General features: G+C 69.8%; 25 protein-coding genes and 1 pseudogene. 15 read left to right on the forward strand and 11 right to left on the reverse strand.

Annotated elements, in window-relative coordinates; translation table 11 throughout:
- Positions 1-68: 68 nt before the first annotated feature.
- Both O7623_RS21725 and O7623_RS21730 read right to left on the reverse strand, forming a co-directional pair.
- Entirely contained in the window at positions 69-314 is a 246-nt protein-coding gene (locus O7623_RS21725; RefSeq protein WP_282224855.1) for a hypothetical protein, read from the reverse strand.
- A gap of 13 nt (positions 315-327) precedes the next feature.
- On the reverse strand, positions 328-594 hold the full coding sequence (locus O7623_RS21730; protein WP_348775101.1) for a hypothetical protein: 267 nt from the start codon (positions 592-594) through the stop codon (positions 328-330).
- Between the two features lie 355 nt (positions 595-949).
- On the opposite strand from O7623_RS21730, the gene O7623_RS21735 reads away from it, so the two are divergent.
- From O7623_RS21735 to O7623_RS21745, 3 genes are all read left to right on the forward strand, one after another.
- The gene (locus O7623_RS21735) at positions 950-1,732 is read left to right on the forward strand and encodes a helix-turn-helix transcriptional regulator (protein WP_282224856.1); all 783 of its coding nucleotides are present in this window, start codon (positions 950-952) and stop codon (positions 1,730-1,732) included.
- Positions 1,723-1,908 carry a DUF397 domain-containing protein gene (locus O7623_RS21740; RefSeq protein ID WP_282224857.1) on the forward strand — a complete coding sequence of 62 codons (186 nt, stop codon included), beginning with the start codon at positions 1,723-1,725 and terminating at the stop codon, positions 1,906-1,908. The genes O7623_RS21735 and O7623_RS21740 overlap by 10 nt, the downstream gene beginning before the upstream one ends.
- Positions 1,909-2,548: 640 nt before the next feature.
- On the forward strand, positions 2,549-3,328 hold the full coding sequence (locus O7623_RS21745) for a methyltransferase domain-containing protein (protein WP_282224858.1): 780 nt from the start codon (positions 2,549-2,551) through the stop codon (positions 3,326-3,328).
- A 112-nt stretch (positions 3,329-3,440) separates the two neighbouring features.
- Here the strand turns inward: O7623_RS21745 and O7623_RS21750 are convergent, their stop codons facing one another.
- Both O7623_RS21750 and O7623_RS21755 read right to left on the reverse strand, forming a co-directional pair.
- Complete coding sequence (locus O7623_RS21750; RefSeq protein WP_282224859.1) at positions 3,441-3,968, reverse strand: hypothetical protein; 528 nt, start codon at positions 3,966-3,968, stop codon at positions 3,441-3,443.
- 115 nt (positions 3,969-4,083) lie between these two features.
- Entirely contained in the window at positions 4,084-6,153 is a 2,070-nt protein-coding gene (locus O7623_RS21755; RefSeq protein ID WP_282224860.1) for a type I restriction enzyme endonuclease domain-containing protein, read from the reverse strand.
- On the opposite strand from O7623_RS21755, the gene O7623_RS21760 reads away from it, so the two are divergent.
- Positions 6,152-6,433: a hypothetical protein gene (locus O7623_RS21760; RefSeq protein ID WP_282224861.1), complete on the forward strand. Its 282-nt coding sequence runs from the start codon at positions 6,152-6,154 to the stop codon at positions 6,431-6,433. The genes O7623_RS21755 and O7623_RS21760 overlap by 2 nt on opposite strands.
- Complete coding sequence (locus O7623_RS21765; protein WP_282224862.1) at positions 6,430-6,816, forward strand: hypothetical protein; 387 nt, start codon at positions 6,430-6,432, stop codon at positions 6,814-6,816. The genes O7623_RS21760 and O7623_RS21765 overlap by 4 nt, the downstream gene beginning before the upstream one ends.
- A 21-nt stretch (positions 6,817-6,837) precedes the next feature.
- Here O7623_RS21765 and O7623_RS21770 read toward each other — a convergent pair whose 3' ends face one another.
- From O7623_RS21770 to O7623_RS21780, 3 genes are all read right to left on the reverse strand, one after another.
- Positions 6,838-7,293 carry a hypothetical protein gene (locus O7623_RS21770; protein ID WP_282224863.1) on the reverse strand — a complete coding sequence of 152 codons (456 nt, stop codon included), beginning with the start codon at positions 7,291-7,293 and terminating at the stop codon, positions 6,838-6,840.
- Between the two features lie 202 nt (positions 7,294-7,495).
- Entirely contained in the window at positions 7,496-8,398 is a 903-nt protein-coding gene (locus O7623_RS21775; RefSeq protein WP_282224864.1) for a hypothetical protein, read from the reverse strand.
- Positions 8,322-9,029 carry a SigE family RNA polymerase sigma factor gene (locus tag O7623_RS21780; RefSeq protein ID WP_282224865.1) on the reverse strand — a complete coding sequence of 236 codons (708 nt, stop codon included), beginning with the start codon at positions 9,027-9,029 and terminating at the stop codon, positions 8,322-8,324. Before O7623_RS21780 ends, O7623_RS21775 begins: the two co-directional genes overlap by 77 nt.
- 37 nt (positions 9,030-9,066) lie before the next feature.
- On the opposite strand from O7623_RS21780, the gene O7623_RS21785 reads away from it, so the two are divergent.
- On the forward strand, positions 9,067-9,252 hold the full coding sequence (locus O7623_RS21785; RefSeq protein ID WP_282224866.1) for a hypothetical protein: 186 nt from the start codon (positions 9,067-9,069) through the stop codon (positions 9,250-9,252).
- 365 nt (positions 9,253-9,617) lie between these two features.
- Here O7623_RS21785 and O7623_RS21790 read toward each other — a convergent pair.
- Positions 9,618-9,722 (reverse strand): annotated as a pseudogene (locus tag O7623_RS21790) (transcriptional regulator); the annotation flags it as partial.
- A 126-nt stretch (positions 9,723-9,848) separates the two neighbouring features.
- Here O7623_RS21790 and O7623_RS21795 point away from each other — a divergent pair.
- A complete protein-coding gene (locus O7623_RS21795; protein ID WP_282224867.1) occupies positions 9,849-10,631 on the forward strand; it encodes a transposase family protein in 783 nt (260 codons plus the stop codon).
- A gap of 13 nt (positions 10,632-10,644) precedes the next feature.
- On the opposite strand, the gene O7623_RS21800 is transcribed toward O7623_RS21795, so the two are convergent.
- Both O7623_RS21800 and O7623_RS21805 read right to left on the reverse strand, forming a co-directional pair.
- Positions 10,645-11,253 carry a hypothetical protein gene (locus tag O7623_RS21800; RefSeq protein WP_282224868.1) on the reverse strand — a complete coding sequence of 203 codons (609 nt, stop codon included), beginning with the start codon at positions 11,251-11,253 and terminating at the stop codon, positions 10,645-10,647.
- Positions 11,250-12,191, reverse strand: coding sequence for a type 1 glutamine amidotransferase (locus O7623_RS21805; protein ID WP_282224869.1), 942 nt, complete (start codon positions 12,189-12,191; stop codon positions 11,250-11,252). Before O7623_RS21805 ends, O7623_RS21800 begins: the two co-directional genes overlap by 4 nt.
- Positions 12,192-12,295: 104 nt before the next feature.
- Between O7623_RS21805 and O7623_RS21810 the strand changes: the two genes are divergently transcribed.
- From O7623_RS21810 to O7623_RS21830, 5 genes are all read left to right on the forward strand, one after another.
- Positions 12,296-13,747, forward strand: a complete 1,452-nt coding sequence (locus O7623_RS21810; RefSeq protein ID WP_282224870.1) for a condensation domain-containing protein — start codon at positions 12,296-12,298, stop codon at positions 13,745-13,747.
- Between the two features lie 75 nt (positions 13,748-13,822).
- Complete coding sequence (locus tag O7623_RS21815; RefSeq protein ID WP_282224871.1) at positions 13,823-14,965, forward strand: LLM class flavin-dependent oxidoreductase; 1,143 nt, start codon at positions 13,823-13,825, stop codon at positions 14,963-14,965.
- A gap of 2 nt (positions 14,966-14,967) precedes the next feature.
- Entirely contained in the window at positions 14,968-15,630 is a 663-nt protein-coding gene (locus O7623_RS21820) for a CE1759 family FMN reductase (protein ID WP_282224872.1), read from the forward strand.
- A gap of 96 nt (positions 15,631-15,726) precedes the next feature.
- Positions 15,727-17,325, forward strand: coding sequence for a peptidase (locus tag O7623_RS21825; RefSeq protein WP_282224873.1), 1,599 nt, complete (start codon positions 15,727-15,729; stop codon positions 17,323-17,325).
- A 160-nt stretch (positions 17,326-17,485) separates the two neighbouring features.
- Entirely contained in the window at positions 17,486-18,778 is a 1,293-nt protein-coding gene (locus O7623_RS21830; RefSeq protein ID WP_282224874.1) for a serine hydrolase domain-containing protein, read from the forward strand.
- 7 nt (positions 18,779-18,785) lie between these two features.
- On the opposite strand, the gene O7623_RS21835 is transcribed toward O7623_RS21830, so the two are convergent.
- A complete protein-coding gene (locus O7623_RS21835) occupies positions 18,786-19,349 on the reverse strand; it encodes a Uma2 family endonuclease (protein WP_282224875.1) in 564 nt (187 codons plus the stop codon).
- 158 nt (positions 19,350-19,507) lie between these two features.
- Here O7623_RS21835 and O7623_RS21840 point away from each other — a divergent pair, with 158 nt between their 5' ends.
- The 3 genes from O7623_RS21840 (at position 19,508) to O7623_RS21850 (ending at position 25,258) form a co-directional block, all read left to right on the forward strand.
- Entirely contained in the window at positions 19,508-22,690 is a 3,183-nt protein-coding gene (locus O7623_RS21840; protein WP_282224876.1) for a hypothetical protein, read from the forward strand.
- Between the two features lie 97 nt (positions 22,691-22,787).
- Positions 22,788-23,255: a hypothetical protein gene (locus tag O7623_RS21845; protein WP_282224877.1), complete on the forward strand. Its 468-nt coding sequence runs from the start codon at positions 22,788-22,790 to the stop codon at positions 23,253-23,255.
- Positions 23,240-25,258 (forward strand): sensor histidine kinase, encoded by a 2,019-nt coding sequence (locus O7623_RS21850; protein WP_282224878.1) that lies wholly within the window; start codon positions 23,240-23,242, stop codon positions 25,256-25,258. Before O7623_RS21845 ends, O7623_RS21850 begins: the two co-directional genes overlap by 16 nt.
- Positions 25,259-25,267 lie beyond the last annotated feature (9 nt).

Here is a 25,267-nt window from a genome sequence, read left to right on the forward strand (position 1 = left end):
TGCACAGCCGGTCGGTCAGTCGACCGGCCGACCTGCCGGTTGCCCGCTGGTCGTTGCCCGCTGGCTGGTCACGCCGGGCTGTAGGGCAGCACCCGGTAGCCGACGGACTGGCCGTACGTCATCAGTGGGCGCAGGGTTGGGACCAGCTCGGTCGGCTCGGACGCCCAGTGGCGTCCCCGGTTGCGTTCCATCCGGCGCTGCCGGATCGCCGCCTGCTCGCGCCGCAGGTGTGCAAGTCGTCGGGATGCCGTGGAGCGACCGGAGTGCCAGTCCAGCCAGCGCAGCCACCAGTCGCGAATCATTTCGGTGATCATTTCTTCTCCTTGATCAATTGTCAGGGTGTCGTCGCCGGGACAAGCGGTAGAGCCCGCGACGCTGCACGAATATCTCCCGACGTTCGGCGGCGTTGCCGTAGCCGTCGATGACGTAACCGGTGATCCAGATCCAGCCGTCGTACGTCCACTTCCGGTCGACCGAGATCACCCGCATCCGGAAGCCCCGGCCGTCGGCGAACTGCACGCTCGCCTCGCGGCCGATCAGCAGGACGTCTCCCGGTTTCGGCTCGGGTGTGGCGACCAGGCGGCTATCCGCCACGCCGGTGCAGTGGCCACGTCGGACGGCCGCACACCGGGCACCACCTGGACTTGACCTTGAACGACCACAGCCCGGCACAGAAGCCGAGCAGCGCCGCCCCGACAACCGCCCCGAATCCCAGCATCGGTATCCCTTCCGGCGGCACCGTGGCCGCCATCGCGATCATGAAAACTCCGTCACTCGCGTCGATGGGACCCCGGAGAGCAATCCAGCCGGGGGAACTCTCCGGGGTCAATTTCCACCCTGGACTCTCCGGCCCGACAAGAGCAAGATGCCAACAGGGCAACGGAAAGCCGCCGGCAGTGGTCCGGCAGCCAGTGGACAAAGTCGAGTGATTTGGGGGACGTGAAGACCTATGTCTGCGAGCGAGTATCTGGTAATAGAGCTACGCCGCATCCGGGAGTCGCTGGGGCTCACCCAGGAGTCGTGGGCGGAGCGCGTCCACTTCTCGGCAAAGCACGTGGGCTCCATCGAGCGCGGTGAGCGGCCGGCGTTGCCGGACTATCTGGCCTCGGTCGACAAGGCGTTCGGCACCGCGTTGATGAAGTTCTACCGGGAGTTCGTCGTCGGCGAGCGCACGCCGGTCTGGTTCCGGCCGTTCAGCGACCACGAGGGCGGTGCGACGCTGATCCGGGCGTTCCAGCCGCTGCTGATCCCCGGCCTGTTGCAGACCGAGGCGTACGCCGATGCGGTGCTGACGGCCTACCGGGTGCCCGAGGAGGCGGCGGCGATCGCGTTGACCACCCGGATGGGTCGGCAGGCCATCCTGCGGCGGGAGAAGCCCTGCCAGCTTGCCGCCGTCATCGACGAGAGCGTGCTGACCCGGCGGGCCGGCAGCCCCGAGATCATGCGGGAGCAGTTGACCGCACTGGTCGAGGCCTGCCAGCGGCCGAACATCCAGGTGCAGGTGGTGCCGTCGGAGGTGGGCGTCTACCCGGGGATGGACGGCGCGTTCGTGCTGGCCAGCGTCGATGGCCGCACGGTCGGCTTCCTGGACAGCCATCTGGACGGCCGGGTGGTGGAGGCCCCGGACGATACGGCGGCCTTGGAGGGGACCTGGGAGACAATCCGGGGGTACGCTCTGCCACATCACCAGAGCCTTGACCTGATCACGAGGACGGCTGAGAAATGGACCTGAGCACCGCCCCTAGTTGGCGCACTAGCACCTACTCCGAAGCCGGCTCCTGCGTCGAGGTGGCCGACAACCTGCCCGGCCGGGTCCTGGTCCGGGACACCAAGGACCGCAGCGGCCCGATGCTGACCTTCGGCCCGGCCGCCTGGCGCTCCTTCGTCGAGCTGGCCAAGCAGCACTGACGGCCTGACGCCTACCCCGGCGCGACAGCCGGTGAGCGCCGACCCTGCTTCGGTAGGGTCGGCGCTCCCGCATCGCTCGCTGGGCGCAGCGAGGCTTCCGGGCGCGAGTTTCAATTTTGAATCGCGGTTGACGCAGCAGCTTCCTCGGGAGCTGCCCTTGAATGAGTGCCTTGGCCTGGCAGTTGGTCGAGAACATCCTGCGGCGCTGGCTCGGTGGGTGGGACTGCGGGGAGGCGTGCAGCGGTGGCGTCCGGTAGTAGGTTCGGCGGGTGACGCCCGACGAGACCGCTCCTGAGCCGCTTACGGCAGCGCAGCGCTTGGCGGCTGCCCTGAGTCAGGCGCCGCCGCTTCCGCTGAGCGCGGATGAGTTTGCGGAGTTGGAAGCGGCGCAGGACCGCGCGGACGCCGACGCTGAGCTGATCTGGGGCGTACGGGGGTAGGCAGCGGCCTGAGGCTGCGCCCACCACAGGTCTTCGACGGCTCGGCACCGATTGAGGCAAGGGCGACCGGAGTCGCGCGTCGAGTGGAGGGCTCAGGTACCTAATCCTGCAATGGTGAGGTGTCTGAGCCCTCCACTCGATGTCGTTCGGCACCATCACGGGCGCCTCATGGCTGGCCGTTTCTGTGGTTCCCTGCTCCTATGCCTTCGTCTGCCAGCAGGTTGCGCGCCGCCGACCAGATCGCCTACCTCGACCAGGCGGCCTCCAGCGATCCGGGGCGTCGGTACAAGCAGCAACTGTTGACGGCGTTGGACCTGCGACCAGGACACACCGTGCTGGACGTCGGCTGTGGACCAGGCACTGACCTGCCCGCGATGGCTGTCGCCGTGGGCGGCGACGGAGCCGTCCTCGGCATCGACCACGACCCCGAGATGGTGCAGCAGGCCCGGCACCGGACGGCAGCGTACCCGCAGGTGTCCGTCCGGTCCGGTGACGCCCATGCCCTGCCGTTTGACGACGCCAGCGTCGACCGTGCCCGTACCGATCGGGTGCTGCAACACCTGGCCGACCCTGGTCAGGCGGTGGCCGAGCTTCGACGGGTCGTCCGCCCCGGCGGGCTGGTCGCGTTGGCCGACCCGGACTGGGACACCCTTGCCATCGACGCCGTCGACACCGCGACGAGCCGGGCGTACACCCGCTTCATCGTCAGTGACGTGGTGCGCAACGCCGACGTTGGCCGGCGACTCGGCCGGCTCCTGGCTGACGCTGGTTTCGAGGTCGTCGCTGTGGACGCGACCGTCGCGATGTTCCGCGACTACCGCGAAGCGGAGGCCGTACTGCGGATGCCGGCAGTGGCCCGACATGCCTGGCAGTCCGGAGTGCTCGACGAGGCCAGCGCGCGGTCCTGGCTCGCCAGCCTGACCGACGGCCCGTTCCTGGCCGTCGTCATGTTCTTCACCGCCATCGGCCGCGTCCCATAACCGAGGGCCAGCGCCCGTGCAAGCGGAGCACGAGAGGATCGGTTGCGGAGGGCCTGCGGTTTTTATCCTTTCTTGCGCCGCCTCACGCTTGAAAGTTCAGTCGGTGCGACTATCAGATGAGGTATCCAGCCAGTGACAAGACTATGGTGAGCTCGCCAGATGCCAGTGCTAGGTATCCAGCATCTCTGGCTCTCTCCTTGCTCTTCATGTCATATGGCTTTAATAAGAGCTTGTTGTAGACGGAAATGTCCCCTGCTGTCGTTCGCGAACGAACCACAGTAACGAGTCCAGCCACGGCGACAGCAAGGCCGCCGGCGGCGACTCCTGGCAAGGGTGTCAGGGAGTCTCCCCACTGCAGAATTAGGAGCGATGCCGACACCATGGCGAAGGTCGAAGCTGCCCCGATTCCAGTCCTGATCTCGCTCGGGCGAACAAAGAGTGGGGGGTGATCGCGAATGTATTCATCATCATCATCCTTGAAGTTGAGTGAATCTCGATTGCGCCAGAATGCCGTCTCCTCTGGTTGCGCGTTGAGTCGCCCGTCCTTCTTGTCGCGGTTCATGTAGGACAAAACCGTGAAAATCGCACTCACGACACTTGCGATCATCGCAATGAATGCGACAGTGTTGCTATCCAACACGCCTCCTTTGGACCGCTGTCCAGGCTGGATTCTACCCTGGCTACGAAAGGCGCGTCGGCGGTGCTAAACCCGTCAGTCGATCCGCTCCACCTCAGCTGAAATCCAACTCGGCGGGTCAGTGCTTTGCGGCTTGGCCGTTAGGTGCCCACTCGTCGGCGAAGGTTTCCATCTGGCGGATCACCAGGTCGACGGCGGCCCGCTCGTGGTCCGGCGGGTAGTCGTAGCGGGCCAGTAGACGGCGGATGTGGGTCCGCAGCTTGGCGCGCACCGGCTCGCGGGAGAACCAGTCCACGGTGATCGACGACTGGATCGATTTGACCAGCTCCCGGGCGATGTCGGCGAGGGTGCCGACCCCCATCAGCTCGGTAGCTGCTTCGTTCTGCGCGACGGCGTCGTAGAAGGCCAGCTCGGCGTGGTTGAGCGGCGGGTCGAACCGCTGGCCGCGCCGGGCGTCCGCAGACACCTCTTTGGCCAGCTCGACCAGCTCGACGATCAGCTGCGCGCTGGTCAGCTGCTGCCGCATGTAGCGGCCCATCAGGTCTTCGAGGAGGGCGGAGAAGCGCTCCTGGCGTACCACGTTGTGTTTGGTGACCTCGCGCATCTTCTGCTCGATCAGCCGGCGCAGCGCGGACACCGCCAGGTGTGGGGTTTCCGAGTCTTGCAGGCGCTGCAGCGCGACCCCGTTGAGGTCGGTGATGTCGAGCCGGCCGAGCCCGGCCTCCTCGTAGATGTCGGTGATGTCGGCGGCGTCGACCACTTGGGCGGCGAGATGGGCGAGGTAGCGCTCCACCTCGGCCGTATTGGGCAGCCCTTTGGCTTCCCGGTCGGCGGCCTCCTCCTTGACGATCCAGACCCGGACGTCCCGGAAGAACGTGATGTCGCGGCGCAGCCGTTGGATGTCGCCGGCCCGCTCGACGAAGTCACGGCTGGTGGCGCAGAGCGCGTAGAAGCGCTCCAGCCGGCCAGCCGAGTCACGGAACCGCTGGTGCAGCGGCTTGGTGCCGGGCTCGACGGTGTTGCCCGGGGTACGCGGGTCGCGCAGGTAGTTGGCGACCTTGCGTACTGCCCGCACCCAGCGGGTCCGGTCCTGACCGTTGGCGAGGATCTCCCGCCACTTCACTGGGGCCGGGGCAAGCATCGCTTCGATGACGGCGATCTCGTTGTGCACCTCGCCGATGGCCCGATCGATCTCCCGGCCGAGGGTCTGGTCCTCCTGGTCGCGCCGGCTGTACTCGGTGAGCGCCTTCCGCAGGTTCTCGGTCAGCGGGGCGTAGCCGACCAGCAGACCGTCCTGCTTGCCCCGGAAGCGGCGGTTGACCCGGGCCAGGGCCTGCATCAGGTTGGCGCCCCGCATCGGCCGGTCCATGTAGATCGTGTGGATCGGCGGCGCGTCGTAGCCGGTGAGCAGCATCGAATGCACGATGAGCAGCTCCAGCTCGTCGTCCGGGTCCTTCGCCCGAGCCTGTACGGTCTTGAGCTGCGACGGGCGCAGGTGATGGGGGCGCAGCAGCTCGTCGTCGGTGGGCACCCCATGGAAGACGATCTTCATCTTGCCCTTGTCGACGGCCGGGTCCGCCCAGTCGGGCCGCAGCTTGGCGATGGCGTCGAAGATGCGGACGCAGATCTCCCGGGTCGCGCCGACCAGCATCGCCTTGCCCGGCCCGCCGAGTTGCGGCTCCATCAACGTGCGCCGCTCATCCCAGTGCTCGACCAGGTCCTTCGCCAGGGTTTCGACCCGGTCAGGGGCACCGTAGATCGTGTTCAGGGTCGCCACCTTGGCTTCGGCTTTGCGCCGCTCCCCGTCGTCCAGGCTGGCGGTGAGCTGCTCCACCTCATCGTCGATGGTGTCGGGGTCGATGTCCGGTGGCAGCGACACCGGGATGATCCGCGGCTCGTGGTAGACCCGCACGGTCGCCTCGTCGTCGACGGCCCGCTTCAGGTCGTACACGTCGATGTAGTCGCCGAAGATGGCGCGGGTGTTGACCTCGGCGGTGGAGATCGGGGTGCCGGTGAAGGCGATGAACGTCGCGTGCGGCAGCGCGTCGCGCAGGTGCCGGGCGTAGCCGTCGAGGGTGTCGTAGTGGCTGCGGTGCGCCTCGTCGACGATCACCAGGATGTTGCGGCGCTCGGACAGGAGCGGATGCGACCTCCCGGCCTGCCGGTCCGCGATCGAGGCAGTGAGCATGGACCGCTACCGGACCGAACAGCACCGGCTCGGTACGCCGTACCAGACAATCCAGCAGGCGCTCGGCGATGCCCACGGCGTGAAGGAGGTGCTCAGCCTCGGACTCTTCAACGGCATCGTGCCCCGACCGGAGCTGTTCACACGCCTCGACCGGGACTACGGCCGGGACGCGTCCCGGACGGTCCAGGCGGTTGCCCGCGCGGTCCACGGATACCCGAGCGGCATGCCGACCCGGCAGATGCTCAGGAACACCACGGCACTGGTGGAGGGGCTGCGATGAACCAGTCCGTCCACCTCGCCACCGCTGACCGGATGCTGACCACTGTGGTCCGGGGCACCCGAGGTGCCTGGCCGCGGGCATGTGCCTGGCTGCTACGGCACGAGCTCGAAGCAGCCATGGACCGCTACTGGGCCCGGGTCTGTCCGACGATCGGCCAGACCCGGGTGCAGCGGCCGAAGCTGCTCCTGCTCGCCCACTACGCCGGGCCACAGCTGGCGGGCCGGGCCAGCTACCTGTGGTGGGCCCTGTCCCGAGCCGGACACCACCACCACTACGAACTCGGCGTCACCGCTGCCGAGCTGACGCGGTTTCGCACCGAACTCCTCGAAATCGTCGGGCTCCTAGACCACGCGGAGCCATCGCAACACGGACAGCGCAAGTAGGCCAGTGCTCCCGCATCGGCGTCAGTCCAACTGGGTCACGACGTTGCCGTCGGCGTCGTGACCGACGACGGCGGTGATGTCGGAGAGGTTCATCCCGTCGCGCTTATCCCCGTTTCGAGGAAGCCAGACCGCGTAAGCGCCGACCTGGCGATTTCGGGTGGCGGGGAGCCGGTGGACGGCGGCCGTAGCGGTCTGGCCGAACATGGTCACGGATACGCTGGTCACGGCACCGCGTACGGGCCCGACCAGGATGATCTCCCGCTGCTGCGGGTCCAGCGGGGCGACGTACGGCATCGGCTTGGTGGGCAGCAGTGGTGGACCCACAGTGTCCAGAGCCTCCGGTGCCGGATCACAGAAGACGAACTCGTTCTCCTTGCCCTCCCTGCGCTTACCGTCGACGCGGGCGACGCGCACGCAGAACGCGTCCTCGGCGAGCCAGGCGGCGGTCTCCCAACCCGGTACGCGGGCATCCAACACCACGGGCTGTCCGACGGTCGGGGTGGGCGGGGGCGCCTCAGGGGCAGGAGTAGCGTCAGCGCAGCCTTGCACAGCGAGTAGCCCGGCTACGACGGTCAGGATGATGCGGGCGCGCATGCTGACAGTATTGCGCATGTCTGAGAGATCTCCGGCTTGATGTCCCCGTGGCGGCCGATGACCGCCACGGGGAAGAGGTGGGCGATCAGCAGAAGCAGGCGTATGTCCAGCCGATCCGATAGTTCATGTACACGATGGGTGTGCTCCACGGGAGTCGGACAGTGCTGGCGCCCGACGCGCTGCGGCTGTCGTTCTGGCCACCTGTGCTTGCGCCATGCCACTCCACCTTATGGAGTGTTTGGTTCCACGTCACATCCCAGCCGTCGTCGCAGAGCGGCACCTGGTATGAGAGCGAGATGATATGGGACAGGCCGATGGCGAAGCTGGCACAGTTGTTCCCGGATTGGTTGGCCGACGGCGATGCCTCGACGATTTCTGCGCCGCTACCCGACCAGGTGACCTGGCTGTACCCTTTTTGGAGTTCCTTACCACCGCCAAGTACACCGGTGCCCCAGCCGTGCGCCGAACCGGAGCCTGCACCGTACCAGGCATTGAGATCCGACGCGTCCACGTCGTACAGCTTGTAGCAGCCGGACCATTCAAAGTCGGGGTCAGGGTAGGAGGTCTCGCTGTAGACGCAACCGGAACTCACGATCGGCGGTTCGTTCATCGCGATGGAGCTGTCGTCCCAGTGCGCCTGCCGCCGCGCTTCGGTCGGGCTGAAGCCGGCGGCAATCGCGTCAGCATAGACGCTGCGGCCGGCAGCTGAGTAGGCGGCGGCGTCTGCAGTCGATGATCTGCCAAGGCCATGCGGGTCGATAACCTGCACGGCACGGTCATAGACGCGCCGGCCGTCGGCCGTGGTGATCGAGGCCCCAGGGCCATCGAAGATCACCTTCGCGCCAGCGGACGATACGACAGTGATGCCCTCCGTGTAGCGCAGGCGAACGGCCGAGCCGTCGTACAACGGCTCAGCGGAGATCAGGATCGGGCTCCAGATCTTCTCTCCGACGGCAGGTACAGCCTGTGCTGTTCCCGTCAGCAGCATCGGAGCCGCCAAGACGACTGCAGCGACGGCGACGGCCTCGCGTTGCATCCTCATCGACAGGTTCCTCCCCTGTAGTGCCTTGAGGTGTTGCTGAGTACACGTGGCCGAAGGCGATGCATGCTGCATAGGGCGGAGGTCGATTCTGCAGATGGTGACGCAGCGTCTCGAGGGCTCGCACCGTCTGGCTGGTGACGGTTCCCGGCGCGCACCCCAACGCTCGCGCAGTCTGTTCTACGCTCAGGTCGCGAAAGAAGCGCAGCGTCACGACGGTGCGCTGACGGGAGCCCAGGCGTCGTAACGCGGGCAGCAGTATCGAGCGGTCGTCAACTGAGGTGTGTGAATCCATGGCCTGGACGGCGTCCGCCGCCACAGATATCGGTACCTCGCGCTGCCAGCGCGACCGACGACGTTCGGTCAGGAAACTACGGACCATGGTGCGCCGGGCGTACGCCCCGAGCTCTGCGCGCCGATCCAGTCGGTCCCAGCGTTGGTACACGTTCCAGAGCGCCACTTGGACGAGATCGTCGGCTTCGTGCCAGTCGCCGCAGATGTCGTAGGCCTCCCGGCGCAGCCAGCGCCGTATCACCCGGACGAATGCCTCAAACTCCACCACGCTCGCATCACTCGTCATCAGCGATCCCCCGTTCCCGTTGCCATGATCATTTCGGGTGCAGCATCAGGAGGTCATCAAGGCGTGTATGCCTGTAGATCAAAATTACCCAGGCAAGGCCAAGTGTACATCAACCAACATAAATGTTGCATCACGCGATCTCGTCGGTTCGGGGGTGCTGTTGCGGCTGGCCTGGAAAGTCGATCGTGTACGCGGACTCAAACTGGTGATCTTCCTGCCCTAGCCTGTGCCGACGTCGGCACAGGTCGGTCCGATCATCGACGACCTGGCGATTCGAAGACTTCGGCGTGCTGATCAGGAGCTATGCGTGCCGGACTTCGGCTGCGCAGCAACCGTGCTGGCCTCGCAGGGACAGAGCCGGGGTCGGTTTCGGCCGGCCGGATCGCGAGTTGAGGTGTGAGGAAGGAGTGCGTAGGTCCTGGTCACTCGTTCTCGCGGCGCGCTGGACGTGGGTGGAGTGGATGTCGGGCCAGCATGCGTAGCTGTTACGACCCACTGGCGGTCCTACCGGCCGCCACCGCGCAGTTCCTCGACAGCCTCGTTCAGCCGGCGGGCGTTGGCGGGGCTGGCCACTCGATCGGGCCAGTTCACTGCGGCGGCCAGTTCCTGTTTGCCGGCCTCGACGGCCTGTTCGCCCCCGGCTCGCTCGACATGGGCCGCGCGGATGTCGCGCCAGCGTCGGTAATTGATCATTGAGCCTTTTCCAAGCTGATCTTGCAGGTCAGGGCAGGCGCAGCAAGCCAGGAGAGCGCTGAGGGCGAGGCTCCAGGTAAGACAGCAGTCGACCAAGATCCGATGCCCCGACCGGGAGCCTCGCCCGTGCTGTCTTACCCCTCCACGATCCCGCTGTCCAGCCGCACCCTCAACCACCTCACCGACCTCATCCGAGCCCACCGCAACCAGCATCGATCCCGATGGCGGCGCCTCGACCCCGGCCGCCAGGCACTACTCGCCCTGGCCCACCTACACAACGGCGACACCTACACCCGGCTCGCCGCCGGGTTCGCCGTCGGCGTCGCCACCGCCTGGCGGTACGTGCAGGAAGCGATCGCCCTGCTCGCCGCGGTCGCCGAGGACCTGGCCACGGCGATGCGCCGCATCCGACACCTGGCGTACACGATCCTCGACGGCACGCTGATCCCGATCGACCGCGTGGCGGACCAGAAGCCGTACTACTCCGGCAAACACCGGCGCCACGGCGTGAACGTGCAGGTCATCGCCGACCCCGCCGGCCGGCTCGTCTGGGCCTCCCGGACACTGCCGGGCTCGGCGCACGACCTCACCGCCGCCCGTGTCCACGGCATCACCCACGCGCTGACCAGCGCCCAGGTGATGACCTTCGCCGACAAGGGCTACCAGGGCGCCCGAGGCACCGTCCGCACCCCGTTCAAGCGCCACCGCTCCCGGCCGAAGCTGTCACGCCGCCAGAAGACGATCAACCGGGCACACGCGAAGATCCGAGCACACGGCGAACGGGCCATCGCCACGCTCAAGACCTGGAAGATCCTGACCAAGCTGCGCTGCAGCCCACACCGCGCCACCGCGATCGTGCAGGCCATCCTCGTCCTGCACCACGTCGAAGCCAACCGCTACACAGGATGAAAATGGCTCATTGCTACCCCTGGCTGGCGTCGTTGCCCGGTAGGAGGGCGGTGTAGGTGTCGCGGAGGGCGGTGAGGCGGTCGCGGCGGAACCGGCCCGGTTCGCGGCGTCGCATCCGCTGCCCGACCTCGCTGGTGACGGTGTCGGGCGGCACCTCGTCGGCGTCGGCCGGGATGAACTTGAGCACCTCGTCGAGCGCGGCGACGGCCCGGGACAGGGCGGCCGCCGCACGCCGCCGCAACGGGTCGGCAGCATCCGGATCAACAGAGTCGACAACAGCAGCGTCCGCAGCGGCGAAGTCGGCGGGGACCAGGTCGGCGTACTGGTCGGCGACGGCGAGCCACTCGCCAGGGTCGATGAGTCGCGACGGCTCCGGACCGCCGTACGCGAAAGCGGCGCCGGCGGCCGGGCGCAGCGGCTCGGCGGGCAGCCGGAACAGGAACTCCCGGGCGGTGCCGCAGCCGGCGCAGTTGCCCTGGTAGCGGGTGGCGAGGTCGCCGTCGGCGAGCGCGACCACCTCGACCTGGGGGGTGAAGCGCGCCTCGCCGCAGTCGCACGGGTGCAGGTCGAGGTAGAGGCGCGCTTCGGCGCTGCTGCGTGCCGCCGGCAGGACGGCGCTCACAACACACCGCCGACCGTCGCCGGCACCCCGGCGACCGCCGCCGGGACTGCGGGCAGCGCTGCCGGCACCCCGCCGAGCACGGCTGGCTTTCCGGCGACCGGTGCCGGGTCGGCGACTGGGGTGAGCCGTGGCTGACCTGGGCGGACGTGGTACCGCAGCCAGTTTGCCAGCAGCCGCCGGGACGTGGCGACGATCTGCGCCTCACGCGCGTACAGGGTGGCGGTGAAGGCGTCGAGATCGGCGTCGTCCGGGCCGATCCAGCCTTCGCGGACCAGGGCGCCGCGCCGGCTGCGGGCCAGCGCCGCGACGATGGTCGCGGTGATCTCGGGGTGGGCCTGGATCGTCCGTACGGTCGGACCGATGGCCAGCGCCTCGTTGCGGTAGAGCCGGCTGTACGCCAACTCGACGACCGCCCCTTCGGCGGCGCGCGCCGGCACCTGGTCGACCACGTCGACGTGCGAGGTGAACAGGTCGAACTCGTCGGGCAGACCGGTGAACAGCGGGTCGAGCCGGCCGGCCGGGGTGAGCCGTACCGTGTCGACGCCGAACCGGCGGCCGTGCCCGCCGATCGTCGCCCGGCCGCCGATCGACTCGGCGCGGGCCTGGTGTGACCAGCAGATGTGCAGCTCCGGTACGCCGGCCGCAGCGGCGGCGCGGAAGAACTCCTTGGTCCGGGTGATCCACGGCAGGTGTTCGTACGCGGAGTGCCCGGAGCCGCCGCCGATGACCGCGTCGGCCTCGATGGTGTCGGGCAGGGGTTGCCCGTCGGCGACGTCGATGGTGACGATCTGGCTCGGGTCCAGCCCGGTCGCCTCGGCGATCCACTGCGGATAGCTGGTGAGGCCGATCGCGGTCAGCAGGGCGCGTTCCTGCGTGTTGACGAAGAGCAGGCGGATCCGGTCCCGGAGCCGGTGGGAGGTGCGCACGTGGTGGGGCACCTGCCGGAGACTACCGGCTGGGTGATGATCGTCGGCCGATCGGCGGCAGGAAAGCGCTTACTCGACCCTGTCGGGTAACGGCACATTCACTGATACTGGTCGACGTGGTGATCGAACTGCCGACCGTGGACCGGCGTACGGTGTCGTTCGCCGCACCGGACCCGCCGCGTACCGCCCCGATCACCTGGGGCCAGCGGGCACTGTGGATGGCGATCCGGCGGCACGGTGCCGGCCAGGTCATGTTCGCGCTGAAACGGTGGGTCGCCGTACCGCGCCGGGCGCAGGCCGACCCCGACCGGGTGTACGCCGCGATCGCCGCCCTCATGGCCCGGCACGCCTCGCTGCGGACCAGGTTGGCGTTGACCGGCGACGAACCCCGCCAACTGGTCGCGGACGCGGGGGAGCTGCCGGTCCTGCTGGTCCCGACCACACCGGGTGACGGGGTCGGCAGCGGGCCGGGTGACGGGGCCGGCGACCCGGCGGCGGCCGCGCGGCGGGTCGCCGACGAGCTGGCGTCGGTGCCGTTCGCGCACGCTGACGACTGGCCGCAGCGGGTCGCCGTGGTGACCCGCGACGGGGTACCGCAGCAGGTCGTGGTGGTGTTCAGCCACACCACGGTCGACTTCCGCGCCGCCGAGCTGGTGCTGCGGGACCTGCGGCTGCTGCTCGCCCGGGGCCGCATCGACGGCGCGCCCGGCCTGCAGCCGGCCGACAGCGCGCCCGGTCTGCAGTCGGCCGACATCGCCGACCTGGAGCGGCAGGACCGGCTGCGGCGGCGGTCGGCGCGGGCGGCGGCGTACTGGGTCGACGTCACCCGCCGGTTGTCCCGCGACACCCGGCTGCCGGCGCGCGAGCCGCTGTCGCCCCGGTTCCGGCGCGGGGTGCTGGTCTCGGCGGCGGCCGACACGGCGGTGCGGCTGCTCGCCGTACGGCTGCGCACGACGACCTCGACGGTGCTGCTCGCCGCCGTCGCCCGGGTGGTCGGGGACTGGTCCGGTAACGACCTGGTCGGCATGCACACGATGGTCAACAACCGGGTGCCCGACGGCTATCCGATGGCGATCGCCAAGCTCAACCAGCTGGCGCTGGTGCCGGTCGACCTGACCGGGGCACCGACGGTGGCGCAGCTGGTGCCCCGGGTGTGGCGGGCGGCGCTGGACGGCTACCGGCACGGCTACTACGACCCGCAGACCCTCAGCGACGCCTTCACCGCGGCCGGGCTGCCGTACGCGACCGGGGTGAACCCGCACTGCTATCTCAACGACATCCGGCTGTCGGCCGACGACGACCTGTTCGGGCGGGACGTCACCGAATCGGCGGTTCGTGCCGGGATGGCCGCGACGACCTATGCGCCGACCGACGGGTTCGCGCGGTTCACCTGGCGTACCCGGGTCGAGATCCTCGACCGGCCGGGCGCGCTGGGGCTGGCGCTGACCGCCGATACCACCTACTTCGCGCTCGACGACATCGAGCGGTTCCTGCGGGCGCTGGAGGCCCACCTGGTGGACGCGGCGTTCGCCGGCCCGCCGGTGAGCGGGCCTCGACTCGCGGAATAGTTGACGCAGCAACTATGTTTGGTCGGGTAGTCCGAGGGAACCCCAACCGGCCCTCGCCGCGAGGAGGAGCAGACCATGCAGTTCGGCGTCTTCACCGTCGGTGACGTCACCGTCGACCCGACCAACGGCCGGGAGCCGACCGAGCGTGAGCGGATCAAGGCCATGGTCGCCATCGCGCTCAAGGCCGAAGAGGTCGGCCTCGACGTCTTCGCCACCGGCGAACACCACAACCCGCCCTTCGTCCCGTCGTCGCCGACCACCATGCTCGGCTACATCGCGGCGAAGACCGAGCGGCTGCTGCTGTCCACCGCGACCACGCTGATCACCACCAACGACCCGGTGAAGATCGCCGAGGACTACGCGATGCTGCAGCACCTCGCCGACGGCCGGGTCGACCTGATGATGGGGCGCGGCAACACCGGACCCGTCTACCCGTGGTTCGGCCAGGACATCCGCAACGGTATCCCGCTGACCATCGAGAACTACGACCTGCTGCGCCGGCTGTGGCGCGAGGACGTCGTCAACTGGCAGGGCAAGTTCCGTACCCCGCTGCAGAGCTTCACCTCGACGCCGCGTCCGCTCGACGACGTACCGCCGTTCGTCTGGCACGGCTCGATCCGCAGCCCGGAGATCGCCGAACAGGCCGCCTACTACGGTGACGGCTTCTTCGCCAACCACATCTTCTGGCCCAAGGAGCACACCCAGCGGATGGTCGGCCTCTACCGCGAACGGTTCGCCCACTACGGCCACGGCACCGCCGACCAGGCGATCGTCGGCCTCGGCGGGCAGGTGTTCATGCGCCGCAACTCGCAGGACGCGGTGCGCGAGTTCCGGCCGTACTTCGACAACGCCCCGGTGTACGGGCACGGTCCGTCGTTGGAGGACTTCAGCTCGCAGACGCCGCTCACGGTCGGCAGCCCACAGCAGGTCATCGACCGTACGCTGTCCTTCCGCGAGTACGTCGGCGACTACCAGCGGCAGCTGTTCCTGATCGACCACGCCGGCCTGCCGCTCAAGACCGTCCTGGAGCAGCTCGACATGCTCGGCGAGGAGGTCGTGCCGGTGCTGCGCCGCGAGTTCGCCATCGGCCGGCCGGCGCACGTACCGGACGCCCCCACCCACGCCTCGCTCGTCGCCGCCGCCCGGCAGGCAGCCGAGGCACCGGCCGGTGCCACGGCCGACCACGCCGACAACGCTGCGACCCCGGCGGCGGTGTGACGATGCCGGGCCGACGCCGCCTGGCGGTAGTCACCGCCGGCGTGAGCCAGCCGTCGACCAGTCGGCTGCTCGCCGACCAGCTCGCCGCGGCCGCCCGCGCCGAGCTGGTCGGCCTCGGCACCGAGGTCGAGACCACCGTCGTCGAGGTACGCGACCACGCCCACGAGGTCGTCGACAACACACTCACCGGCTTCCCCGCCCCGGCACTCAAGCAGGCGCTGGACGCGGTGACGGCGGCGGACGGGCTGATCGCGGTCAGCCCGGTCTTCAACGCCTCGTACAGCGGACTGTTCAAGGCCTTCTTCGACGTACTGCCGGAGGGCGCCTTGACCGACAAGCCGGTGCTGATCGGAGCCACCGGCGGCACCGCCCGGCACTCGCTCGCCGCCGACCACGCGTTCCGGCCGATGTTCGCCTACCTGCGTGCCGTGGTCGTGCCGACAGCGGTGTTCGCCGCCCCGGAGGACTGGGCCGGTGCAGCTGACAGCGGGCGCGGCGGCGACGACAGGGGCGGGGGTGCCGGTGGGGCGCTGCGTCGGCGGATCGTCCGGGCCGGGCAGGAGCTGGCCCGCGAGGTGCACCGGCGGGAGCCGGCGCAGGTGGCGGACCCGTTCGCCCTGACCACCGACTTCGCACAACTGCGGACCAATTCGAAACTCACCTGAATACCGGGTTACCAAAGGCTTGCCGAGTGTAAATGGGGCAGCGCGACTATGTGCACTGTCGCTATAGTCGCGACTTCCCCCGCACTCAGGAGCAGCATGAAGCTGAATACTGCAAGCTGGGCCCGGATCGGCGCCAGCGCGGTCATCGCCGGCGCCACCGTCGTCGCGGTCGCCGCGCCGGCAGCCGCCCAGGAGCCGAAGCCGGACCTGTCCGCCTCGTTCGACCGGTACCCTGCCGTCGAGGTGGACAACTCCGACCTCTACCTCGGGACCTACGTCAACAACTACGGCGAGGCCACCGCGAGCGACGTCACGATCGTCATCGACGCCACCGGGGTCGACGACCGTGTGGAGCTCGCGTCGGCCGACCAACCCGGCTGCGAGCTCACCGGCCGGACCGTGACCTGCCTGTACGGCTTCCTCCCCGCCGGTGTCGGCGACTACTTCCACCCGGTGATTCTGACCAGCCGGTCCGGCGCGGCACCCGGTGACGCCGGCACGCTGCGCGTGACGATCAGTTCCGCTGAGGAGGACGCCAACCCGGGCGACAACTCCGAGTCGGTCCCGGTGACCGTGCTGGCCTCCGGCCCTGACCTGGTGGCCGTGGCCGACGACCTCAACACGGCGGCGGATCCGGTCGGGCCGGGCGACACCGCCCCGCTCTACGCCGCCGTGGCCAACGAGGGCGACAGCACCGCCGACAGCTGGACGATCGGGCTGAACCTGCCGACCGGTATCGGCTTCGTCGACCAGTACGACGACTGCGAGTACACCTCCTACTGGCCGAACGACCCGAAGCTCGACGGGTACGCGTACGGCCCGAGCCGGGTCACCTGCGCGCTGACCCTGCCGCTGGCCCCGGGCGACGTGCTGTTCTTCGTCGACGAGCAGGGCGAGTCCCTGTTCGACCTGTACTTCGGCAACAACCTGGCCGGCCCGGAGGAGACCAGCGGATCGTTCGAGACCTGGCTGGGCGCCGGCGACCCGTCGCAGGCACGGGCGTCGACGGCCGGCGGAAAGTCGATCAACGAGGCACTGGCGAAGGCACAGGAGTCGGCGGGTCGCGCCGCCGCGTCGCGCCTCGATGAGATCGACACCGACGACAACGTCGCGTGGTTCGCCGTGCACACGAAGCCGAACACGTTGGACGTCGAGGTGACGGCCCCACCGGTGACCGGGGAGCCGGGCGACACGGTGGACCTGACGTACACGGTGGTCAACAACGGTCCGTCCGACGGTGGCGGCCCGGGTGTGACGATCACCGCGCCGACCGGTACGGTCCTGCTGCCGGCCGACTGGTGCTACACCGAGGGTGAGCCGGGCACCCAACTTCCCGAGTCGCCCGCCCTGCGGTGCAACTTCGAGAGCATCTTCCCGGCCACCGCCTCCGGTGCCGGGCGGATCACCCACACCGTACGGCTGAAGATCCTCTCGACGCCCGGCGACGATGGCACGATCACCGCCGGCAGCGGGGGACCGTCGACCGAGTCCGACCCGTCGGACAACACGGTGCCGATCGTCTTCACCGCCCCTGGTGGCGGCCCCGGCGGCGGGGGTGGTGGTGGCGGGGACGACGAGCTGCCGATCACCGGCGCCTCGACCGGGACGATCGCCGCCGTCGGCGGCGCGGCGGTGCTGTTCGGCCTGCTGCTCGTCGCTGGTGCCCGCCGACGGGCAGCGGTGACCACGCGCTGACGGCGCCGACCACGTCCCGGCGGTGGCCGCCCTCCTGACGAGAGACGGCCGGCCCCGTACGGGAAGTGGAAGCCGGATGTCGCGCCAGAGCAGGATGCATCGACCGGCGTGACCCTCCACCATTGGTGGCATGTCAAACATTTTTCGGACACTGAGGATCGTGGCCACCAGCGCGACGCTGGTGGCCACGATCGCTGTCGTACCCGCATCCGCCGCAGCGCGGCCCGGCCCGTCGGCCGGTCCGTCCGTTGGTCCGTCGGCCGATGCCACCACCGGAGGGTCGCCGGCCGGCGGCCAGGGCGCTGACAGGCTCGACCGGGCCGAACTACGGGCCGCGCTCGCCGGCGTGCCCGAAGCCGGCGTGCCCGGCGTGCTGGCCGCTGTCCACGACGGCCGGCACGAGTGGCGTGACGCCGCCGGTCAGGCGTACCTGACGACGATCCGACCGATGCGGCCGCAGATGCGTCACCGCATCGGCAGCATCACCAAGACGTTCGTCGCCACCACGGTGCTGCAACTCGTCGACGAGGGCAGGCTCGGCCTCGACGACCCGATCGGGCAGTGGCTGCCCGAGATCGTGCCCGGTGAGCTCGGGGCCGCCGTCACCGTCCGGATGCTGCTCAACCACACCAGCGGCATCGGCAACTACACCAACGTGATGGTCGACTCGTACGCCGCCATCGACCGTCTGCAGGTGACGACCTACGAGCCGGCGGACCTCGTCGCGCTCGGGCTGGCCATGCCGCCGACCAACGCACCCGGTGCCGAGTACAGCTACTCCAACACCAACTACGTCCTGGCCGGACTGCTGATCGAGAAGGTCACCGGCAACGAACCGGCCGACGAGGTGCAGCGGCGGATCTTGCGACCACTGAAGCTCACCGGTACGTCCTTCCCGGGCACCGAGCCGACCATCCGGGGGCCACACAGCGGCGGGTACTTCGCTCCGTTCGCCGCCCGTGACCTCAGCGAGTTCAACATGAGCTGGCTGTGGACGGCCGGCGAGATGATCTCCACGACGACCGACCTGAACACGTTCTTCCGGGCGCTGCTCGACGGTGACCTGCTGAGCCCGGCCACCCTCGACGAAATGCTCACCACGGTGCCGTACCTGCCGGAGCTTCCTGAACTCGGCGGATACGGGCTCGGCATCTACTCGCTGTCGACCCCGTGCGGCGAGTTCTGGGGTCACGACGGCGTGGTCATCGGCCACCTGGCGTACTCGATGCACCGCCGCGACGGCACCCGGCAGGTCTCCTCGGGGATCAATGTGAGTCACTACGGCATCGCCGGACTTCCCGATCCGCACCCGATCGACCTTGCCTGGCAGACGTTCCTGCTCACCGCGATGTGCCCGAGCGGTGACGTCGCCGGCCGCTCGACTGAGACGGTGCCGCAGCTGCCCAGCGTGACCCGGATGCCCGGCAACGACGCGGTGGTGCCGGTCGGATAGCCGTACGTCAGCAGAGGTCGTACTCAGCTGGGGCGGTGTTGAGCACCCAGGCGAGCGGCATGGTTGCCTTGGCCTGGTAGCGACCCCCGTCATTTCGGAACATCGTCACTGTCTGTCCCGGGTCCTGGCCGATCGTCCAGTACTGCGGGATGCCGGCACCGGCGTACTCGGCCGGCTTCGCGACGGTGTCCGTGGCCTCGGATCCGGGAGAAATGATCTCGACTACCAGCAGGACATCGTCGACTGACAGCCACACGCCGTCGGCCTGTGCCTTGCTCCAGACAACCAGGTCGGGAATGCGGCCACCGACGGTGCCAGCGCCCCCAGGTATGCGTAGGCCGACGGTCTGGGCAATGCGGTCGGCGTGAATGCCCGCGGCGAGTAGCCAGCCGGTGAGCCGAGTGGCGATGACCGCGTGCAGGTACCCGGCCGGTGGCATGACCGACAGCACTCCCTCGGGGCTGATCTCGTACCGATGGTGCTCGTCCTCGGCCATCATCGCGGTGAGGTCGTCGAGCGTGATTACCGAGGGCATGTGCCGGCCGACGGCTTCTGCGCTCATGTCGCCCATCGTAACGGACCACCCAGGCCCGGCGGCGGACATCGGGCGGGGACAGTGTCCCGGTGACGCCGGGACACTGTCCCTGTCCGCCGGGACGACCCACCCGACACCGTGTGCGCCACAGGGAGCGGGCCAGGCAACGGCCCGCCTGGCCGAAGGAGCATGTGGTGCGTACCAGACAGAGACCGCGCGGGCCCGGACGGCCCGGCGCCGGTCGGTGGGGGCGCGGCGTCGCCGCCGTCCTCGCCGGGCTGATGGTGGTGACGGCGCAACAGACACCGGTACGGGCGGCGGACCCGGTGGCATTCGACGAGAGCCAGGCACAGGCGGCACTGTTCGCCGCCGCCGTCGCGTTGACCGGCCCGGACACCGCCGGGCTGAAGAACGCCCTGGTCACCGCCGAGTTGCTGGACTGGCGGGCGGCCAACCCGGCCGCCAGCAGCGGCGACGTGGCCGCACACGCGGCGACCGTCCGGGCCCTGGCCGACCAGGCCGTACCGGACGGTCGGGGCGACCAGCAGACCCGGTTCGCGTTGGCCTCGGCGGTGCTGGCCAAGCTGGCCGCACCGGGCAGCCCGGCCACGATGGACGGCCCGGCGGTCCGGGCGTTCCTGACCAGCACCGTCGGCACCGAAGGCGCCAACGTGGTGCAGAACGCGCTGGACCTGATCCGGGGCGGCTACCAGGACGCCGCCTGGAACACCCAGGTCCGCGCCGTCGCCGGCACGACCTGGCGGACCCTGCACCAGCGGGCGGCCACCGACGACGCCCTGGCCGCCGGCTGGGACGCGGCGTTCGCCGCGCGCACCGGCACCGGGGTGCGGGCCGACGAGTCGACACTGCTGGCCGTCCAGGTGCACCCACCGAGGTCCGGCAACCCCGGCACACTCGGCCACTACGTACCGATGGCGGCGCTGCGGGCCGCGAGCGGTGCCGCCGACACGTACCAGGCGTTGGTCGAACAGCAGGCCACCCGGGCGCTGACGGTGCTGCACGCCGACGGCAACACCCGGATCACCGAGGTGGTCGCCTACTCCACCACGTACGTGCTCAACCAGGATCCGAAGCCGGACGCCGCCACCCGCGAGGCCGAACGGATCAAGACCGAGAGCAACAAGAAGATCTTCGAGGGTCTCGGTGAGACGGTCAACGTGCTGTCCACCCTGATGGGTTTCGTCGACCCGCGCTTCGGCAAGCAGCTGCAGACCATCGGCAAGGCGGTGGTCACCTCGGTCACCGCGATCAACTCGTACCTGACGACGGTGCTCGGGCAGGGGTTGACGGCGGCGGCGACCGCGATGGGCACCGCGGTGCTCACCGGCAACCTGCTCGGCGCGGCGATGAGCCTGGTCACCCTCTTCACCGGCGGCGGCCCCGACCCCAACGCCCTCATCCTCGGCGAGATCGCCAAGCTACGGCAGCAGATCAACCAGCTCGCGACGGGGATGACCCAGCGGTTCGACCGGATCGAGACCGCACTCAACACGATGTACACCGACCTGGTCGGCATGCTGACCGAGCTGACCCGCTCGGTCGCGGAGGTCCGCGCCCGGATCGGCCACATCGCCACTCAGCTGCAGGTCGTCGAACGCAAGGTCGACTCGCTGGCGCTGGCGGTCCACGTCGCCCTGCAGAACATCGCGAAGACCGAGCTGAACACGGTGATCACCACGTACGTGCACCACAAGGAGATCGCCGGGGTGCCGATCCCGGACTACGACACGATCTACTACCCGAAGGCCGAATCTCCGACGTTCCGGTTCGCCACCGTCGACGCCCTGGGCGAGGGGACGTACACCGCGCCGGCCGGCACCAGCCTGACCGACCCGATCCCGGTGCTCGACACCTACCTGCCCGAGGGAGCGATCAACTACCTGACCAGCTGGGCCGCCGACCAGCTCGACCAGAGCTGGCCCAACGAGCGGGTGGCCAACCCGGCGGCGTGGAGCACCGCCGCGCGGACCTACAACATCCTGCAACTGGAGAACCCGCAGTACGCCGCCCGGGTGCACAGTGCCCGCGCGGACGAGGTCGCCGAGACCGGGGAGGACATCAACGACCTGGTACGGCGGTTCAGCGCCCCCGGCGACGACGGTGCCACCAACGAGCTGTTCGACACACTGGTCCAGAACTACCGCGACGCCCTGACCGGCTGGGCCGAGCAGGTGAAGGAGATCGAGGCGGCGGTGAGGTGGAACGGCCACGACGTGCCGCTGCCGCAGTACGACCTGTGGGGCACCGCCGACCAGGCAGTCGCGGCCCGCATCCCGGAGGTGTCGACGATGTCGTCCTGCTCCGGCACCCAGGGCGCCAGGTCCGTACCGGCGACGCTGCTGCGGGCCACCCTGCCCAACGCGTACCACCTGGCCGACCACGGCCTGCCGACCGCGCAGCGGCCCCAGTTCCACACCTGCTACGAGGCGAAGTACGTCAACATCGTCGAGAACGAAGGCCCCCGGTTCCACACCACCAGTGGCGACCTGCAGGTCACCGTACGGTCGCGGGTCAAATGGCACGGCGGTGACTGGCAGGTGGCGCAGACCGCGACCCGGGTCTTCCCGGTCGGTGTCTACTGCTCGTGGGACGTGCGGTCCCCGGAGCCCAGCGGCTACTGCCGGGACGAGGTGTATTACCTCAACCAGCTGTGGAACGCCAGCTACCGGCCGGGCTTCGAGACGGCGCCGGTCGCTCCGGTCGCCGCCGCGACCGCCACCGCCCGCGCCAAGGCCGCCGCCATGCTCGCCGGCCGGCAGCGCTACTTCTACCGGGTGCTGGTCGACGGCAGCGGCGTCACCCCGCCGGCCGGCGGACACAGCTGGGACAACTCGCGGATCCTCTGGGAACGCGGCCGTGAGGTCACCACGGCCGTCCGGATGCTGCAGGCGTACTCGGAGCTGGGTTGGGCCACCGCGCTGGAGTCCGACGACGCGATGAACGGCATGCTGTTCGGCACCCGGGCGCTGCCCAGCGACTGGACCCGGCCCCGCACCGACACCAGCCAGGCACCCAACCAGCACTTCTCCAACGCCTTCCGGCACGCGCTGGGCAACTACGACGAGTGCGTGCAGGGACAGGTGTGGGACCCGTGCGCCGGAGACATGTCCGGGTTCGACCCACGCAAGGATCAGCCGCAGTACGGCAGCGCCTGCCCGCTGACCGAGACGCCCGAGCGGCCACGGGACGCGATCGCCGGCTGCCTGTTCAGTGTCGGCGGCATCCGGGTCGGGCTGCTCGCCGACCGGTACGCGTACTGGTCGGGCCGGATCGCCGCCGGCAGCCACGTCGAAGGCCTGCCGAAGGTACGGGCGTTGGTCGACCACACCCGGGCGGTCGACGCGAACCTGCACTGACGGTCTGACCGGCCGGGGTGGGTCGGGACGACCGGGGGGCGTCCCGACCCACCCCGGCCCAGCACAATCGACATACGATCTTGACGAGGAGCATCCGATGACTCTGGACAGTGGCGCCGGACCGGACGGCCGGATCCTGCTGATCGCCGCCGACGACACCTTCGCGCACACCTACGCCGACCTGGCGGAGCTGCTGGCGGAGCCGGCCGACGGCGACAAGTTCGGCGGCGCCGTCGAGTTCTTCGACACCACCGGCCGCCGACTCGCGCCGATCTTCGACGCGCAGTGGCAGCTGACCGGGCTGGCCCCGGCCGGCGGACCGGTCGACCCGGCCGCCGTGCAGCAGCGGCTGCAGGCCGTCCGCGACCACGTCGAAGGGTTCCTGCTGCGCCACCCGGAGGTGGCGGCCCAGGCCCGGCTCAGCGTCGCCGAGGCGGTGGCGACCCTGCCGCAGCTCGGTGCCAGCCTGACCGACGACATCGACCTGATGCCGTGGCATCAGCACGGCAACCGGGGCAACTTCCTGCACAACGCGATGCACGCCGCCGGATGGGCGACGCACTGACCGGCGACGGCGGCCCGGCCGACGGCGGTACCCCCGCGGTCCTGCGGCCGGCCGGCCGTCGCCCCGGCCGTCGCCGCTGGCTGACCGCCGGAGCGACGGCCGCCGTCGCGGTGCTCACCGTGGCCGGACTGCTGCTCCAGCGGGACGCGGCCCTGATCGGCCCCGGCGCGGTGACGGCCGCCGTCGCGGCGGCGTTCACCGCACTCGGCGCACTGGTGCTCGCCGGGGTCCCCGGCCACCCCGTCGGGCGGCTGATGCTCGCGGCCGGCGCGCTGGCCACCGTCGAACTGGTCGCGTTGAGCTGGTCGTCGTGGCTGCCGGCGGCCTGGACGGCACAGTGGCTGTGGTGGCCCCCGTACACCCTGGTCTTTCTCGCCCTGCTGCTGTTCCCCGACGGACGGCTGCCGGGCCGGCGGTGGTGGGTCGTCGCCGGCGTGCTGGCCGGCGGCGGCGCGATGGTCACCGTGGCGTTCGCGGTCGCCGCCATCGACGCACCGTTCGACCTCCTGCTGCGTGGCGAGACCGCCGCGACCGGCCGGTCGCAGCTGCTGGTACGGATGGCGCTGCTGGCGATCGCCGGGCAGTTGCTGGCGGTGACGGCGGTACTGGCCTCGCTGGCCGTGCGGTGGGGGCGGGCCGTCGGGGTGACCCGCCAGCAGCTGGCCTGCCTGCTGGTCGCCGGCGCGGTGTTCCTGCTCGGTCTGGTACTCGACGGGCTGAACCTGACCGGTGCCTGGGTGCTGATGGTCGTCGCCATCCCCGCCGGGCTGACCCTGGCGGTGTTGCGCTACCGGCTCTACCAGCTGGAACAGGTGATCAACCGGGCGCTGGTGTGGACGGTGATGAGCCTGCTGGTGATCGCCGGGTTCGTCGCCGTCGTCGCGCTGCTGCGCGACGTGCTGCTCGCCGGGGACACCTCGACGGCGTCGCTGGCCGCCACCGGGCTGATCGCGGTGACCTTCGAACCGCTGCGGCAACGGGTGCAGCGCGGGGTCAACCGGCTGCTGTACGGCGAGCGGGACGACCCGTACGGGGTGTTGACCCGGCTCGGCGAGCTGCTGGCCGACACCGTGCAGCCACACGCCGTACCGGCGTTGTTGACCGGTACCATCGCCCGCTCGCTGCAGGTGCCGTACGTCGCCGTCGAAGTCGACGAGCCGGCCGGCACCGACCTGACCGAGGCGGTGCACGGCCAGCCGACCGGGTCGGTCGAACGCTTCGACATGGTCAACCACGGCGAACGGGTGGGCCAGCTGGTGGTGGCGCACCGGCGTCCCGGTGACCGGTTCACCCCGGTGGAGCACCGGCTGCTGGGCGACGTGGCCCGGCACGCGGCAGTGGCGGTGGCGACCGCCGGGCTGATCCGCGACCTGCGGGACTCCCGCGAACGGCTGGTCCTGGCCCGCGAGGAGGAACGCCGCCGGCTGCGCCGGGACCTGCACGACGGTCTCGGTCCGACCTTCGCCGGCATGTCCATGCAGGTACGGGCGGCCAGCAGACTGGCGTCCGGTACGCCGCGCCTGGCGGCGATCCTCGACGGGCTCGCCGGTGACCTGCGGTCCGGTACGGCCGAGGTGCGCCGGCTGGTCGACCAGCTCCGACCGGCGGCGCTCGACCAGGGGCTGGCGTCGGCGCTGCGGGCCGAATGTCAGCGCTTCGACGGCCCGAACCTGCGGGTACGGCTGTGCGTCGACGACGAGCTGAGCCGGTTGCCGGCGGCAGTGGAGGTGGCGGCGTACCGGATCGTCACCGAGTCCCTGTCGAACGTGGCCCGGCACGCCGGCGCCGGCCGGTGCGAGGTCCGGGTCGGCCGCGACGGCGGCGTGTTGCGGGTCGAGGTCGTCGACGACGGAGTCGGCGCGGCCCGGCCCCGGGCCGGCGGGGTCGGGCTGGAGTCGATCCGGCAGCGGGCCGCCGAGCTGGGCGGCGGCTGCGAGATCGGCGACGGGCCAGCCGGCGGGACGGTGGTCCGGGTGACCCTGCCGGTGCCGCACGATATCTGATGGGATGCC

The organism is Solwaraspora sp. WMMD791 (assembly GCF_029581195.1).
In the GTDB taxonomy this organism is placed as follows: domain Bacteria; phylum Actinomycetota; class Actinomycetes; order Mycobacteriales; family Micromonosporaceae; genus Micromonospora_E.

What these genes read in the sequence shown, in the direction of transcription:
- O7623_RS21725 (WP_282224855.1), bottom strand. Translation starts at nt 314, where the DNA reads ATGATCACCGAAATGATTCGCGACTGGTGGCTGCGCTGGCTGGACTGG.
- O7623_RS21735 (WP_282224856.1), top strand. Translation starts at nt 950, where the DNA reads ATGTCTGCGAGCGAGTATCTGGTAATAGAGCTACGCCGCATCCGGGAG.
- O7623_RS21740 (WP_282224857.1), top strand. Translation starts at nt 1,723, where the DNA reads ATGGACCTGAGCACCGCCCCTAGTTGGCGCACTAGCACCTACTCCGAA.
- O7623_RS21745 (WP_282224858.1), top strand. Translation starts at nt 2,549, where the DNA reads ATGCCTTCGTCTGCCAGCAGGTTGCGCGCCGCCGACCAGATCGCCTAC.
- O7623_RS21760 (WP_282224861.1), top strand. Translation starts at nt 6,152, where the DNA reads ATGGACCGCTACCGGACCGAACAGCACCGGCTCGGTACGCCGTACCAG.
- O7623_RS21755 (WP_282224860.1), bottom strand. Translation starts at nt 6,153, where the DNA reads ATGCTCACTGCCTCGATCGCGGACCGGCAGGCCGGGAGGTCGCATCCG.
- O7623_RS21765 (WP_282224862.1), top strand. Translation starts at nt 6,430, where the DNA reads ATGAACCAGTCCGTCCACCTCGCCACCGCTGACCGGATGCTGACCACT.
- O7623_RS21775 (WP_282224864.1), bottom strand. Translation starts at nt 8,398, where the DNA reads ATGCTGCTGACGGGAACAGCACAGGCTGTACCTGCCGTCGGAGAGAAG.
- O7623_RS21780 (WP_282224865.1), bottom strand. Translation starts at nt 9,029, where the DNA reads ATGACGAGTGATGCGAGCGTGGTGGAGTTTGAGGCATTCGTCCGGGTG.
- O7623_RS21815 (WP_282224871.1), top strand. Translation starts at nt 13,823, where the DNA reads ATGCAGTTCGGCGTCTTCACCGTCGGTGACGTCACCGTCGACCCGACC.
- O7623_RS21820 (WP_282224872.1), top strand. Translation starts at nt 14,968, where the DNA reads ATGCCGGGCCGACGCCGCCTGGCGGTAGTCACCGCCGGCGTGAGCCAG.
- O7623_RS21825 (WP_282224873.1), top strand. Translation starts at nt 15,727, where the DNA reads ATGAAGCTGAATACTGCAAGCTGGGCCCGGATCGGCGCCAGCGCGGTC.
- O7623_RS21835 (WP_282224875.1), bottom strand. Translation starts at nt 19,349, where the DNA reads ATGGGCGACATGAGCGCAGAAGCCGTCGGCCGGCACATGCCCTCGGTA.
- O7623_RS21845 (WP_282224877.1), top strand. Translation starts at nt 22,788, where the DNA reads ATGACTCTGGACAGTGGCGCCGGACCGGACGGCCGGATCCTGCTGATC.
- O7623_RS21850 (WP_282224878.1), top strand. Translation starts at nt 23,240, where the DNA reads ATGGGCGACGCACTGACCGGCGACGGCGGCCCGGCCGACGGCGGTACC.